This window comes from Anabaenopsis arnoldii (assembly GCF_028331025.1).
Taxonomy (GTDB): Bacteria; Cyanobacteriota; Cyanobacteriia; order Cyanobacteriales; family Nostocaceae; genus Anabaenopsis; species Anabaenopsis arnoldii.
In genome coordinates this window covers 1-13997 of sequence record NZ_JAQMUH010000074.1, presented here as the reverse complement: position 1 = coordinate 13997, position 13997 = coordinate 1, and the positions used below count along the sequence as shown (strand labels likewise).

The 13997-nt window shown below is 41.9% G+C and carries 17 protein-coding genes and 1 tRNA gene; 10 read left to right on the top strand and 8 right to left on the bottom strand.

What is annotated here, in order from left to right; genetic code table 11:
• The first annotated feature begins 278 nt into the window (after positions 1 to 278).
• On the top strand, positions 279 to 1868 hold the full coding sequence (locus tag PN457_RS06165; protein ID WP_271732044.1) for a hypothetical protein: 1590 nt from the start codon (positions 279 to 281) through the stop codon (positions 1866 to 1868).
• Positions 1869 to 1937: 69 nt separating this feature from the next.
• Positions 1938 to 2048, top strand: coding sequence for a photosystem I reaction center subunit VIII (gene psaI, locus PN457_RS06160; RefSeq protein ID WP_200989902.1), 111 nt, complete (start codon positions 1938 to 1940; stop codon positions 2046 to 2048).
• A gap of 161 nt (positions 2049 to 2209) precedes the next feature.
• Here psaI and PN457_RS06155 read toward each other — a convergent pair whose 3' ends face one another.
• The 6 genes from PN457_RS06155 to PN457_RS06130 form a co-directional block, all read right to left on the bottom strand.
• A complete protein-coding gene (locus PN457_RS06155; RefSeq protein WP_200989901.1) occupies positions 2210 to 2332 on the bottom strand; it encodes a photosystem II reaction center protein J in 123 nt (40 codons plus the stop codon).
• A gap of 70 nt (positions 2333 to 2402) precedes the next feature.
• A complete protein-coding gene (locus PN457_RS06150) occupies positions 2403 to 2522 on the bottom strand; it encodes a photosystem II reaction center protein L (RefSeq protein WP_010997988.1) in 120 nt (39 codons plus the stop codon).
• A gap of 9 nt (positions 2523 to 2531) precedes the next feature.
• Entirely contained in the window at positions 2532 to 2669 is a 138-nt protein-coding gene (psbF, locus tag PN457_RS06145; protein WP_200989900.1) for a cytochrome b559 subunit beta, read from the bottom strand.
• A 9-nt stretch (positions 2670 to 2678) separates the two neighbouring features.
• Positions 2679 to 2927 carry a cytochrome b559 subunit alpha gene (psbE, locus tag PN457_RS06140; RefSeq protein ID WP_200989899.1) on the bottom strand — a complete coding sequence of 83 codons (249 nt, stop codon included), beginning with the start codon at positions 2925 to 2927 and terminating at the stop codon, positions 2679 to 2681.
• 116 nt (positions 2928 to 3043) lie between these two features.
• Entirely contained in the window at positions 3044 to 4063 is a 1020-nt protein-coding gene (locus PN457_RS06135; protein ID WP_271732037.1) for a photosynthesis system II assembly factor Ycf48, read from the bottom strand.
• A gap of 67 nt (positions 4064 to 4130) precedes the next feature.
• Positions 4131 to 4478, bottom strand: coding sequence for a rubredoxin (locus PN457_RS06130; protein ID WP_271732045.1), 348 nt, complete (start codon positions 4476 to 4478; stop codon positions 4131 to 4133).
• A 193-nt stretch (positions 4479 to 4671) separates the two neighbouring features.
• Here PN457_RS06130 and ndhC point away from each other — a divergent pair, with 193 nt between their 5' ends.
• From ndhC to PN457_RS06115, 3 genes are read left to right on the top strand one after another with little or no spacing between them, the layout of a single operon-like run.
• Positions 4672 to 5034 carry a photosynthetic/respiratory NAD(P)H-quinone oxidoreductase subunit C gene (gene ndhC / locus PN457_RS06125; protein ID WP_271732035.1) on the top strand — a complete coding sequence of 121 codons (363 nt, stop codon included), beginning with the start codon at positions 4672 to 4674 and terminating at the stop codon, positions 5032 to 5034.
• Complete coding sequence (gene ndhK, locus PN457_RS06120; RefSeq protein ID WP_271732034.1) at positions 5025 to 5762, top strand: photosynthetic/respiratory NAD(P)H-quinone oxidoreductase subunit K; 738 nt, start codon at positions 5025 to 5027, stop codon at positions 5760 to 5762. Before ndhC ends, ndhK begins: the two co-directional genes overlap by 10 nt.
• Positions 5755 to 6282 (top strand): NAD(P)H-quinone oxidoreductase subunit J, encoded by a 528-nt coding sequence (locus tag PN457_RS06115; protein WP_271732032.1) that lies wholly within the window; start codon positions 5755 to 5757, stop codon positions 6280 to 6282. Before ndhK ends, PN457_RS06115 begins: the two co-directional genes overlap by 8 nt.
• Before the next feature lie 356 nt (positions 6283 to 6638).
• On the opposite strand, the gene PN457_RS06110 is transcribed toward PN457_RS06115, so the two are convergent.
• Together PN457_RS06110 and PN457_RS06105 are read right to left on the bottom strand one after the other, a co-directional pair.
• Positions 6639 to 6709: transfer RNA gene (locus PN457_RS06110), tRNA-Gly, on the bottom strand.
• Between the two features lie 235 nt (positions 6710 to 6944).
• Complete coding sequence (locus PN457_RS06105) at positions 6945 to 8165, bottom strand: glycosyltransferase (RefSeq protein WP_271732031.1); 1221 nt, start codon at positions 8163 to 8165, stop codon at positions 6945 to 6947.
• A gap of 186 nt (positions 8166 to 8351) precedes the next feature.
• On the opposite strand from PN457_RS06105, the gene PN457_RS06100 reads away from it, so the two are divergent.
• The 5 genes from PN457_RS06100 to PN457_RS18455 all read left to right on the top strand — a co-directional run.
• The gene (locus tag PN457_RS06100) at positions 8352 to 9971 is read left to right on the top strand and encodes a glycosyltransferase family 39 protein (RefSeq protein ID WP_271732030.1); all 1620 of its coding nucleotides are present in this window, start codon (positions 8352 to 8354) and stop codon (positions 9969 to 9971) included.
• 44 nt (positions 9972 to 10015) lie between these two features.
• Complete coding sequence (gene cofH / locus PN457_RS06095; RefSeq protein ID WP_271732029.1) at positions 10016 to 11170, top strand: 7,8-didemethyl-8-hydroxy-5-deazariboflavin synthase subunit CofH; 1155 nt, start codon at positions 10016 to 10018, stop codon at positions 11168 to 11170.
• A gap of 68 nt (positions 11171 to 11238) precedes the next feature.
• Positions 11239 to 11637: a photosystem II protein Psb27 gene (psb27, locus tag PN457_RS06090; RefSeq protein ID WP_271732028.1), complete on the top strand. Its 399-nt coding sequence runs from the start codon at positions 11239 to 11241 to the stop codon at positions 11635 to 11637.
• A gap of 491 nt (positions 11638 to 12128) precedes the next feature.
• Positions 12129 to 13637, top strand: a complete 1509-nt coding sequence (locus PN457_RS06085) for a family 10 glycosylhydrolase (RefSeq protein ID WP_271732027.1) — start codon at positions 12129 to 12131, stop codon at positions 13635 to 13637.
• A gap of 189 nt (positions 13638 to 13826) precedes the next feature.
• Positions 13827 to 13997, top strand: a 171-nt coding sequence (locus PN457_RS18455; RefSeq protein WP_425332776.1) for a DUF7149 domain-containing protein, incomplete at its 3' end; no start/stop codon positions are given.

Genomic DNA, 13997 nt, shown 5'->3' with positions numbered 1-13997 from the left:
GCTCAAAATACTTCTTCGTGCAGATGGTTATTCTTACTCGCACCTTGATTATATCATCACGGCGAATCAATTCGCCGTTGGCACTTCCTCCACTGTCTAAAGCCAAGTGGAGGAAGTGCCTTTTTTGCGATTTTCTTGTGAAGCAGATTCTCAATATTAGGGTATTTGTAGACAAATGCTAACATTAGGTGAGGAAATTGCTAGTTACTGAGGTAAACTTGCAAGCAATATCATCCACAATCTTACTCGGCTGCTCTTCGGTTTTGTCATAACTGATAATGGAAAACTGGCAATTTCTCATACAGAAACAGGGCGATCGCTCTTGGTATAACCTCCAATTCCCAAACTTAGAAATTTCGGAAGGTATCTACAGAGTTTTGGCTCGTTCTCACCTGGGTAATACCGAGGTAGAAATACGGGTAACACACTCATCAACTCAACAGATACCCTCAAAGCGGTTAATTCACAAGCAATCGCGGCGGACTGATGCACAAGGTTTAATCTCGGTAATTCCTTTTACCTACCTCAAACCAGGAACTTGGCAATTCCAATGCTCGGCGGATTTGATGTCAGATTTGCTCGGTAAATCCTGGCAATACTCCATATATATAGAAGTATTGTTTCAACAATCTACTGGGGTATGGAGTCCATCCCCCACGGACGAAAATCGGGGATCAAATTTACCACCATTTCACCCTACTACAACCAGTATTATCAGCCTAAGTGATTTAGGAATTCCAATAGCAATGGACAACGCAGTTATAAGTCAGCCTGTTAGTCCAGCCTTATTGCAAGGTGAAACAGCCCAACAGAGGGTAGAAAATTTCATGGCTGTAGGTTTAAACAGCACTGAAACTGTGTCAGATGATCATAGGGTTGAGGATACTTTATCTATAAAACCATCGCTACCGCTATCGTTGAGCTTAGATCGAGAAACATACATTGCTCCTTGGGGAGAAACAGCAGTGATTCGGGGGCGAGTGGAGCTACAAGACCAGATAAATTGGGAAGGTGAAAAAGCTCCAGAACGTCTTTATGCTTTGGAATTACTAATTGAGCTGCGATCGCCTACAGGCTCAGATATTTTCACCCAGGTTTGGCAGCCTTTACCAGACAGCACTTTACCAATTAAAATTAGCTCTGCAATTTGTATTCCCGTGGATTGTCAATCCCAGCTGATTTTGGCAGACATCCATTTGTATGGCGCACTCACAAAATTGGGCGAGGTCGTACTATTAGCTAATCAGTCTTTTAAAATTACGGCAGATATTACAGAAGTGCTAGCTACATTTCCCCAGCAAAATTTATTGAATCACCCTATAGATGAGGAGCTTGCGCAGCAAAACAAGACTAGAGACCCCATCAACTGCAAGCAACTGGGGATAAAAGATCATGGTGTGCTTCTCAACAGCACTTTTCCCTACTTAAAACGCCTGGAAGTTTTACCAGATAAAACAGATGTAGCTGCTGAGGACTTCCAGCAGATGGATAGAACTGTATCTGAAAATCAAAAGACACCGGAATTACTCCGTGCTCGTGAAGAGTTGCAAATAGTAATCCCACAAGATTGGACGGGAAATGCACACCCGAGTCACTATTCATCTCCTCTGATTAGAAAGTGGATAGAAAGCCAAGGATATCCCATCCCTCAATTAAGCCCTGGGGTTTTAGCTCTGCCAAAAATAGCGGATCCTCAAAGGGGGGAATTTAACTCACAATTACACTTAGGATCTCAAAGCTATATCGACCAGATACCAGTCTCAGGAAATACTGGAGAAACCCTAAATACACCCAGTCCTGAGAAGATAGAGAATATCAAAACAGTCAACCAGTTACCAAGAATTGTGTTAAAAATTTTGAGAATTTAAAAAATCAGGTGAAATTTACAGTAAGCTCGTTTTCGAGGATTGTCTAATTATTCAAGAGGAAAGTTAACTATGGCAGCTTCATTTTTGCCCTCTATCTTGGTTCCCCTGACTGGGTTAGTTTTTCCAGCAGTGACAATGGCGTTTTTGATGTTATACATTGAACGCGAAGATATCGGCTAATTAGTTGGGTGAATTTTCCACGTCTTCAAGGCGTGGGAATCTTACATAACAAAACCGGTTGTTTTTGCTGAAAAAGACCAAAAACAACCGGCTTGTTAAACATTAATTATTAAACAATTGCCAGGAAATACTGAGTAATTTTTTTCCGGCTCAAGCTTTTTTTACAATGAAGAACCGACTCCAGCGTAGGCTCCATAAAAGAAAATGCCTAAAACTGTAATTACACCTAAACCCGCGATTGTAGCGACAATCCACAGGGGAATTCTTCCACTTCCAGCAGACACAGCTTTTCTCCTCCCTTAACAAGAAATCAACATTGATTGAATAAACAAAAATTTACAACAACTGTTTCAGTTAGTTAAAGAAGTAACTGGAGAACAGAATTCCTAGAACAAAAACAAGAAGTAGTCCCAGGTATAGTGAAGTCCGGTTTAACTCTACCGGTTGATTATTAGGATTGGGCGTTCTTTCCATGATTAGCTCCTAGCGTTGAATAAACTGCATAGCGGCGATCGCGCCCAAGAAGAACACACTGGGTACACCTAAAGTGTGTACTGCTAGCCATCTGACCGTAAAAATGGGATAAGAAACTGGTTGATTGATGTTATTTCCGCTAGTCATGATCCGAAACTACTTTCCAATAAACTGTTCAACTTGCTGTTTAGCGCCAAAACGATCCTTGACAATAGGCAATTCTTGCCGTGTTTGTGTGTAGTATTCGTTAGGACGGGGTGTACCGAAAGCATCATAAGCCAGTCCAGTGCTGACAAATAGCCATCCGGCAATAAACAATGCTGGAATAGTGATACTGTGAATCACCCAGTAACGAATGCTGGTAATAATGTCCGAAAACGGACGTTCTCCAGTGGTACCTGACATTTAGATCCTTACCTTTACAAAGATTGTTATTGTCTATTATCCTACAAAGTTTAGAAAGAGTTACAACTTGCAACGACCTTCTCACAAATCAAGACATACTTAAGCCCATGATGCCACTAAGCGGCCGCTTGTGAAAAACTTTCACTGATATTGGGTTGGTATTTGAGCAAAATGCCGCGATCGCCTATGACAAAACCTTGCTCAGGACCGAAGAAAACAATCTTATACAAATTAGCAGCGACCCCTTCCACATCCCGGTCTTTTTCCCAGGTTTGACCACCATCAGCACTGTGGAGTAAATTACCACTACCACCGCCGATCCAAATATCATTAGCAGTGCGATAAGCCAAATCGAGTAAACCCCAGCTGGTAGCCAACTCAGGATTTTGTGGGTCTTGCCAACTTTCAGGATTTTCCGGGTCGCTAAACTGTACCTGACCACCCCGCGCTAGCAACCACAACTGTCCATTCTCAGCAAAACCCATATTTTCTAACCGTCGAGAGTTATTGCGGTTATGGGGTGTCCAAGTAGTTTGTCCCGGCTCCCAAGTTGAGTAGAAACTACCCTTAGCAGAAACAGCAACATACTTACCGTCAGATGAACGCTGCATATTACGCACCACGCCAACAGCACCTTCTACCTGAGCCTTCCAGTTTTTACCCCCGTCCTCAGTTTTGTATATAGCGCCCAAATCCGTAGCCATTTCCGCCGTATTCTCTCCCAGAGCATAGATAGCAATGGGACTACCGGGTAATTTTGAACTCAGAGTAATACTCGACCAAGAACCACCTTCATCAGTGGTATGCAACAGTAGTGAAGGTTCACCCAAAATCCAGCCTTCTTGTCCAGCAAAACTGACTGAGTCAAAGCGAGTCCTAGCATCATCTAGTGACAATCTTAGGGGTTCCCAAGTATCACCACCATCATGTGTTTCCAGAATAGTAGCATTGCTACCTACGAGAAAACCATGCTGAGGGTTATCAGTAAAGGCAATATCTAGCAGCTTAGACTCTGTTGGCACAGAAATAACCGCCCAAGGGTTATAGCTGGTAGAGGGGACATTGCTACAACCTATACACAAGAAAACCACCATCAACAAGGCAAATATTTTTTGCCAGTTTTTCATAATACTCATTTTTTTCTAAATTTTCACCTTAATGGCAATGGCAGCCCTCTAAACGTGCTAAAAAAGATAACGGGTCTTATTGTAAGCCGTAGAGACTGATAAAAAACAAGAAACCTAGAGCCAGAGCTCCGAAAATCAGGAGATTTTTTTGCGTTGGCGTGAGGGTATTAACACCCAAACCATAGCCGAAATTTTCTTTAAACCCAGATGCAGTACCAGCCGGGCCAATATTGGCGAAAGCTGTCCTTTTAGCCGTACATACTGGACAACGCCACGTAATCGGCAATTCAGCAAAGGCGGTTCCCGGTTCAATATTATGGCTATCGTCTCCCTTTTCAGGTTCGTAAACATAACCACAGGCACGGCATTCAAAACGGTCTAATGCCGGAGTTTCAACAGCTTGTTCGCTATTTTGTTCGCTCATGGCTAAAACCTCACAGAGGAGAAATATTAAATATCCGTTAAAAATTATGACATAACTGTGAAGCTTTTCCATCATCTGTCAAAACGACAAATACCTCAAATGACTCTGTTGCCCAGAGTTCAGAAAAGCCAAACAGATATAATGTAAAAGAAATTAACAGCCTTATTTACACCATAAGCGGTAGATATTCATTGTGTTTGTCCTCAGCGGTTACGAGTACCTTCTAGGCTTCTTCATCATCTGTAGCCTAGTTCCCGCCCTTGCACTTTCAGCCTCCAAGCTCCTGCGCCCCAGTGGTAACAGCCTGGAACGGCGCACCACGTACGAATCTGGTATGGAACCCATTGGGGGAGCCTGGATTCAGTTCAATATTCGCTACTACATGTTTGCCCTCGTCTTCGTCGTCTTTGATGTGGAGACTGTATTCTTATATCCTTGGGCGGTTGCTTTCCACCGTCTGGGGCTGTTGGCATTCATCGAAGCCTTAATTTTTATTGCAATTCTTGTAATTGCCCTAGTCTACGCATGGCGTAAAGGAGCGTTGGAATGGTCTTGAATTCAAATTTAACTAGCCCAAACAAAGAGCAAATCCTCAACCCGATTGAACGCCCCACCATCACTCAGGATTTGTCAGAAAATGTCATTCTCACTACAGTTGATGACCTTTACAACTGGGCTAGGCTTTCGAGTCTGTGGCCCTTGCTGTTTGGTACAGCTTGCTGCTTCATCGAATTTGCAGCTTTAATCGGCTCTCGGTTTGACTTTGACCGTTTTGGTCTCATTCCCCGTTCTAGCCCCCGTCAAGCCGATTTAATCATTACTGCTGGGACAATTACCATGAAGATGGCACCCCAATTAGTGCGTCTTTATGAACAAATGCCTGATCCCAAGTATGTAATTGCTATGGGCGCGTGTACAATTACCGGCGGGATGTTCAGTATCGATTCTCCTACAGCTGTCCGCGGAGTTGACAAACTGATTCCTGTAGATGTTTACTTACCGGGTTGTCCTCCCCGTCCAGAAGCGATTATTGACGCAATTATTAAATTGCGCAAAAAAATAGCGAATGATTCCATGCAGGAACGGGGTCAAATTAAGCAAACCCACCGTTTCTACAGCACAACTCATAATCTCAAGCCCACTGAGCAAATTTTAACCGGTAAATATTTGCAGTCAGAAACTCGCTACACACCACCCAAGGAATTGACAGAAGCTATCGGTCTACCAGTTCCACCCGCACTACTGACAGCAAAGACGCAACAAAAGGAGCAAAACCGTGGCTGAAGAAGATTCTAAACCCGTACCAGCAGCAGAAGAGTCTCTGGTTAAGGCAGGTCCCATTTCCCAATGGTTAACGGAAAATGGTTTTGAGCATGAGTGGTTGGAACCTGACAAGAAGGGGGTAGAAATAATTAAGGTGGAGTCAGATTTCCTGCTCCCTATTTCTACAGCCCTTTATGCTTACGGGTTTAATTACCTCCAGTTTCAATCTGGTATTGACCTCGGACCAGGACAAGATCTGGTCAGTGTATATCACTTGATTAAAGTCGGTGATCATGCTGTGCAACCTGAAGAAATCCGAGTCAAGGTGTTCTTACCCCGTGAAAATCCCAGGGTTCCTTCTGTTTACTGGATCTGGAAAACCGCAGACTGGCAAGAGCGCGAAACTTACGATATGTTCGGTATTGTCTACGAAGGTCACCCCAATCTTAAGCGGCTTTTAATGCCGGAAGATTGGGTGGGTTGGCCTTTACGTAAGGATTACATCTCACCTGATTTCTACGAGTTGCAAGATGCTTATTAACTAGTGCTGAGTTTCAGCAGTGAGAATTTCCGACCAACTCACTTTATCCCCTTTCCCCTAGCGGAGAGGGGTTATGTTTTTTCAGGACAAAGCCATTGACTAATTGTTTAAACTAGAGCGTTAGCCAGCTAAATACCTGGTCAACAGTCAGATATATAGCATTTCCCATGCTCGTGAGGTACAATTTTTTTTAGTTTGAGGGAACAGGGAACAGGGAACAGGGAACAGGGAATAGGGAACAGGGAATAGGGAACAGGGAATAGGGAACAGGGAATAGGGAATTGGTGTGTACTTCATGAGCCTGAAAAAGGCTATAAAAAACCCCATAAAACTAGTTTTATGGGGTCTGTGATTTAAGCGGGCGGCGGGAATCGAACCCGCATTAATAGCTTGGAAGGCTATAGTTTTACCACTAAACTACGCCCGCGCAACTAGAAAATATTACAATATATTTACTCTGTTTTTGTATACTAGCATATACAACAGACATAAGCAACTATAGCAGAAAATAATTTGATTGCACAAGATAATTCTCAAAATATTTCCACTTGTATTAAGTTCCACAAACAATCCTTGTACAAAGTAAATTATTTAACATGATTGGGCATAATGAATTATAGCGATCGCCAAGGAGTCAACAGTTAAAGCCATGAGGTTACTAGCTATTTCACGTCGGTGACGCGCCAACTGAGTTTCAAGTTTACCCAGAAATTCCAAATAGTAGCAACTGCGATCGCTATCAGGTTAGCAATATAACGGTTAGGAATCAAGAAATTAAACACCAAGTTCAACACCAAGATATTCAACACTAACCCAGCCAAGCAAATAACATTAAATTTCAAAAAGCGCTTGATGCGTTGACTCCACTGCTGCTGGTTCTCACTGACATCAGCAAATGTCCAAGCATCATTCCACAAGAAATTATTGAAAATGGCGATTTCTCCAGCAATAATTTTACTCCGGGTGAGGGGTAAAGCCAAAGTAGTCGGGTCACTGAGTAAATACAGTATAGCCATATCCACAAACACCCCACTGAGTCCCACTACGCCAAAGCGGAGGAACCGACCAATGGGGAAGTCTAAACCCTGACTCAAACCCCCCAAAAGACCCGTAGATAAGCGCAACCGAATTAAGTGGTGTAGGTATTCTAAATATTGTTTCCAAGTAACTTTACTTTCACCTTCTTTACGTTCACAGAATACATAACCCACCTCACTAATATTCTGAATATTACCCCTAGCAATTACTTCTAGAAGAATTTTGTAACCCACAGGATGAAGTGTTACACCTAGGATACTATGGCGGCGTACCATAAAATAACCGCTCATGGGGTCAGAAACTCTACTGAGTACCCCTGGTAATAGAATCAAACCTAAGACTTGAGCGCCACGAGATAAGAAACGCCTAACCACACTCCAACTACTCACCCCACCGCCATCTACATGACGACTAGCTACTGCTAAATCTGCTCCCTGTGCAATTTTAGTGAGCAATTGCGTCAATACTTCCGGCGGATGTTGCAAATCTCCATCAATTACCCCTAAGATATCACCCTTTGCAACTTGCCAGCCACGAATTACTGCTGAAGAAAGTCCCCGCTCTTGCTGTCGTCGCATCACCCGCAGCTGTGGATATTCCTCTATTAGAGATTGTGCTACTTTCCAAGTCAAGTCGGGACTGTCATCATCTACAACAATCAACTCATAGTTACCTGGTATAGATTCATCCAGTGTCTGAGTTAATATCTGGATAACTTTCTGGATATTATCCTTTTCTTGATAAGTTGGAATTACCAAAGAAAGATAGACCTTACTGGTACCAGGTAAATCGTTAATCTGTAGAGTCCCTGTGGGAACTGTTAACAGTGTTTCTGATGATTCCATGTTGATATATATTGATAAAACCCAGGTATCTTCATAAATTTTTAGAAAATCTCAGCAGAATTAAAATACCGGATAAATTTATTTCACATATTGCCATAACAAATTATTTGTATTAATAATTAATAGCGGTTAAACGAGCAAATGTTTACAAGTTTGTTGTTTCTTCAAAACGCAGATGATTATCACATGAAAAAAATATTCTTTATTTCCGGACAAGACTATTTAAGCTACTGGAAAATTTTATTTGTCATAATATTGGCATTAAGTGTTACCTTTAGATTTATTAATCTTGACCAGAAACCATACTGGGATGATGAAGCTTTTACTGGATTACGGGTTTCTGGCTACACAGAGTATGAAGTAGTTAAAAATGTATCTGAAGTTGAGAGAATTCCTGTCAGATATTTAGCACAATATCAAACTACCAACCCTGACAAAAACCTCAATGATACTATTACCTCCCTAGCTTTAGAAGAAGCTCAACACCCGCCCCTATATTATGTAATGGCTAGGTGGTCGATGCAGTTATTCGGTAACTCTATGGTATCTACTAGAGCTTTAGCTGCTGTTATTAGCTTACTGGCTTTACCTAGTGTCTACTGGTTATGTATGGAGCTATTCGGTAGTGCGTGGACAGCATGGATGGCTGTAGCACTTTTAGGAATATCACCATTTCAAATACTATATGCTCAAGAAGCAAGAGAATATAGTTTATGGATAGTAACAATTTTACTATCTAGTGCTGCCTTGCTGCAAGCATTGCGCACAAATAAAAAAATAGACTGGGGAATCTATGCTGTCACTTTAGCTATGAGTCTGTACACTTTTCCTGCGTCTGTAACTATTGCAGCAGCACATGGAGTTTATTTAATTACTATAGAAGGTTTGAGATTAACTAAAAAAGTAATTGCCTATTTATTGGCTTCTCTGGCTGGTTTTCTGGCTTTTTTGCCTTGGCTATTGGTAATTGTTGCCAATTTAAAGCACCTCACCAGTATAGTTGGTGGCCAAGGTAATATGCCTACTTTATCGATGATGAAAACCTGGGCTTTTAATCTCAGCCGTATGTTCATAGATAGTAATCACGAAAGGGCTGTGATCAATTTTGGGGTGGAAAATCAACTGACACATCTCATCCAGATAAGTTTAGTAGCGGTGATAGTATTCTTAGCAGGCTATTCTATATATTATCTGTGTCGTTACTCATCTCAAAAAACCTGGTTATTTATTTTAAGCTTAATTTTAGTGACTTGCCTGCCAATTATGTTAAAAGATGTGATATATGGCGGTACAAGGTCAATTATTCCCCGGTATCTTACTCCGGGTTATTTGAGTATACAAATATCTATAGCTTACCTACTAGCAAGTAAAATTACCTCAATTTCACCTCAACAGAAATTTGGGAAAATTATTATGTGCTTTCTGTTTTCTGGCTCTATCTTTTCTGGTGTCTTGATATCCCAATCTCATCACTGGTGGACTAAAAGCCATAGTGATCTAAATTTTCAGGATGCTAAATTAATTAATCAGGTTGAACGTCCACTGTTAATCAGTGATGGTAGTATGGGCAGAATATTGGCTTTAAGTCATCTGCTGAAGCCAGAAGTTCAGTTACAACTTCAACCTAACTGTTATACCTGTAGGGAGTTACCTCCGTCTGTATTAAATAAGGATATTTTTAAAGTTCCTGATGGATTTGACATCTTATTATTTGCGCCTTCTGTGGAGTTAAAAAATACCATCGAGAGGAATTATCAACTTCAGCCTTTGAATTTCGCTCTTTGGCGGATAAAACTAGCCAAATAATTGCTACGATGAAACTAAAGTGTGGCAGTTTGTTTTTGTAAGCTGTGAAAGATAAAACTATTGATGCTATTCTAGATGGCGCTCTCTTGGGTGATGATTTATCTCCCGCCGATGGGGTTTTTTTATTAAAACAAACTGACCCAGAAGCGATCGCTGCTATTCGTAACACCGCTGATCAATTACGATACATCCAAGCCGGGGACATAGTTACCTATGTAATTAATCGTAATATTAACTTTACTAACATCTGTGAGCAACACTGTAGTTTTTGTGCTTTCCGTCGGGATGATGGTGATGCTGGTGCTTACTGGTTAGACTGGGGGCAAATTTTGGCAAAAGCCACAGATGCGGTGGAAAGAGGCGCAACGGAAATCTGTATGCAGGGGGGATTAAACCCACAAGCGCAAATTAACGGTTATTCTTTGGCTTATTACCTGAAGTTAGTAGAGACCATTAAGGAGGAATTTCCCCAGATACATTTACACGCTTTCTCTCCCCAAGAGGTGCAATTTATCGCTAGAATTGATGGGATTGAATATGCTGATGTGATTGGTGCTCTCAGAGATGCTGGTGTAGGGTCTATGCCAGGAACAGCTGCGGAAGTGTTAGATGATCAAGTGAGGCGGGTATTGTGTCCCGAAAAGATTGATACAGCAACTTGGCTGGAAATTGTGGGTACGGCGCACAAGTTAGGTTTACCCACCACTAGCACCATATTATCTGGGCATATTGAAACCCCAGAACAACAAATTACACATTTAGAAAAATTGCGATCGCTGCAAAAAACAGCCCTTGAGCAAGGTTACTCAGGTAAAATAACTGAGTTTATTATTTTACCATTTGTCGGACAAGAAGCACCCAAATCTTTACGCCGTCGTGTAGGACGGGATCAACCCGTTCTCAATGATGCTTTATTACTCACAGCAGTGGCGCGGATTTATTTGGGAAATTACATACCCAACCATCAACCAAGTTGGGTAAAACTAGGGCTGAGTGGGGCTACAGCAGCTTTACAGTGGGGTTGTAACGATATTGGTGGGACATTAATGGAAGAACATATTACCACAATGGCTGGAGCCTTGGGTGGTACTTGTATGGCAGTGGAAACCCTCCAAAGTGCGATCGCATCCCTAGGGAGACCCCACCAACAACGAGATACCATGTATAAAAAAGTTATTAGTCATTGCTTATCCCTGTGAATGATCCCCTGGATACCAATCCAGGATAGGATAGATGTTGATTTATGTATTATTGAATTAACAAAGATATGAAGCGCTATTGGTCGCGTCTACTAGCCTTGGTTTTAGTTGTCACCATCGGTCTCATGGGCTGTTCTAGCAGTCCAGACAGTTTAACTGGGGATTATCCTCAAGATACCTTGGCGGTAGTCAATATTATGAAACAAGCCCTGGAAGTAACAGAGGATTCCCCCAACAAAGCAGCTATTGAAGCTGAAGCGCGCCAAAAAATCAACGATTTTTCGGCTCGCTATCAAAGGGTTAAGTCTGTTTCTGGTCTGAGTTCCTTTACAACTATGCGAACAGCTCTTAATTCCCTAGCTGGACATTATAGTTCTTATCCCAATCGCCCCGTACCCCAGAAGCTCAAAAATCGCTTAGAGGAAGAGTTACAACGGGTGGAGTCAGCAGTCAAGCGTGGTGCTTAAGCATTACCTGTGGGATTGTTAAGAGTCAAAAGTCCAGAGTCCTAATTTTTGTTCTCAGTTTTTGACTCTTGACTTATGTATCAAGAATAGCAGTGGGTAAAATATCTTCAAATATTATCAGTTTTTGCCGTCACAGATAGGGGTAACTCTTTTAAAGCCTTTTTCAGGCTCATGAAGTACACACCAATTCCCTGTTCCGGTGTTCCCTGTTCCCTCAAACTAAAAAAAATTGTACCTCACGAGCATGGGAAATGCTATATACTGAGATTTGATAAAATAAGCTGTGATTAATTAACTGCCCTTACACCTACAATTAATGGGCTACAGTGCAAAATTATTAATTATTAAAAATTTGGCAACATCAATACGACTTTGGCAGTCTGAAATAGGTAAACTGCCAAATTTTTCTGAAAAGGTCTCATTTTATATACCTTTTTCTAAGAATTGTTTCTATTAGGCTTCATGACTCATTTGTGTTTGTACCTTCACATATGTCTAATTCTGCTTTCACCTTCGGAAAAACGATTTTATTTTGGCGCTGTCTGTTAGCGACCATTTTTACAGGTACTCTGTTAATTTCTCCCCTAAGTAACCAACCTGCAAAGGCGCAATTAAAACAGTATTGCCAATTATCACCAGCAGCAGCAAAAGCCAAAGAAGACTTACGTTTAGCAGCACTCAAAGGCAATCAAGATGCCAAAAACCGCTACCAACAATTAGTGAAACAACATGCACAGGAGTTACAAAATTGTCGCGATCGCACTTGGCCGCAGGTACAGGCGGTGTGGTTACGTTTATATTCCTGTGATATTCAGCCTGGAGCAATTGAGCAGGTCATGGATCGCATTGTTAACCGTGGCTACAATCAAGTTTATCTCGAAGTCTTCTATGACGGGCAGGTATTATTACCAGCGGCAAATAATCCCACGGCTTGGCCTTCCGCAATTCGCACCCCAGGGGCGGAAAATGTCGATCTCATGGCTACCGCCATTCAAATGGGGCGACAACGTGGTTTAAAAGTTTACGCTTGGATGTTTACCAAGAATTTCGGCTATACTTACGCCCTGCGTCCAGACAGACAAGATGCGATCGCCCGTAATGGTAAAGGTCAAACCAGTTTAGAAGTCACAGATAATAATTCTCAAGTATTTGTTGATCCTTACAACTTACAGGCCAAACAGGACTTCTACCAAATGGTACAGGAAGTAGTACGCCGCCAACCCGATGGGGTGTTATTTGATTACGTCCGCTATCCCCGACAAGCAGGACCTGATTCGGTAGCTACCAGACTCTCTGATTTATGGCTATTTAGTCCGGCGACTCAAGCTGCTTTATTGCGTCGGGCGCAGAATAACAAAGGATTAGAGTTAATTCGCCGTTTTATGGCTAAGGGACAAATCACAGCCGGGGATATTAACGAAGTCGATCAACTCCATCCTGATGAAACTGAGCCTATGTGGCAAGGTCGCATTCCCCAACCAGTAGAAACAGAATCAATCCCCTCAGCTAGCCAGAGACAACCACTGTTACAATGGCAACTATGGCAACTAGCAGTTGCTCACGCCATGCAAGGTATATTAGATTTTGTCTCCTTAGCTGCTTACCCAGCCCAGCAACAAAGAATACCTGCTGGGGTGGTATTTTTTCCGGATGGTAATCAAACCGTAGGACAAGGCTATGATTCCCGCTTGCAACCTTGGGATAGGTTTCCCAACTCTTTAGAATGGCATCCTATGTCCTATGCTACCTGTGGTACTGCTAGCTGCATTGTCCAGCAAGTGCAGCGAGTTTTGGATGCTGCACAACCAGGAACAAAGGTGATTCCGGCTTTAGCTGGAACTTGGGGAAGCTCAATGAGTAATCGCCCATCCCTAGAAGTACAAATGGAAGCACTGCGCCAATTTGCTCCCCAATTACCAGGAGTCAGCCATTTCGCCTATTCTTGGCTGTATCCTGAACATGATAAGGATCGTAAATTCTGTCGCGTTCCCTCCCAGTAAATTACTACTCAACACAGGGGAAGATTTTTCTTCCCCTAAGTAATATTGCTACTAATAATTTAAATTACAGTATATAATTAACCTAAATATTAAACTAGTTTAGCTTGAGGCTGAGTAAAACCTAGGATCTGCACCCCACCCAAGCTATACAAGTTTTACAATCAGTCTTCATAGTAACCTCAACCACAGATGAATAAAATTCTCCCCAGACAAGCATTAAATAAAGCCTTCCTCAAAGTTAAACCCTACAGAAGCCAAATTGAACTATTTAAAACTCATCTAACCACCCTCATCCAACAAATTAACGAAGGGGAAAGCGAAGAATTTCATAAAAATCTCATCGCTGATTTCTTGAAAAAT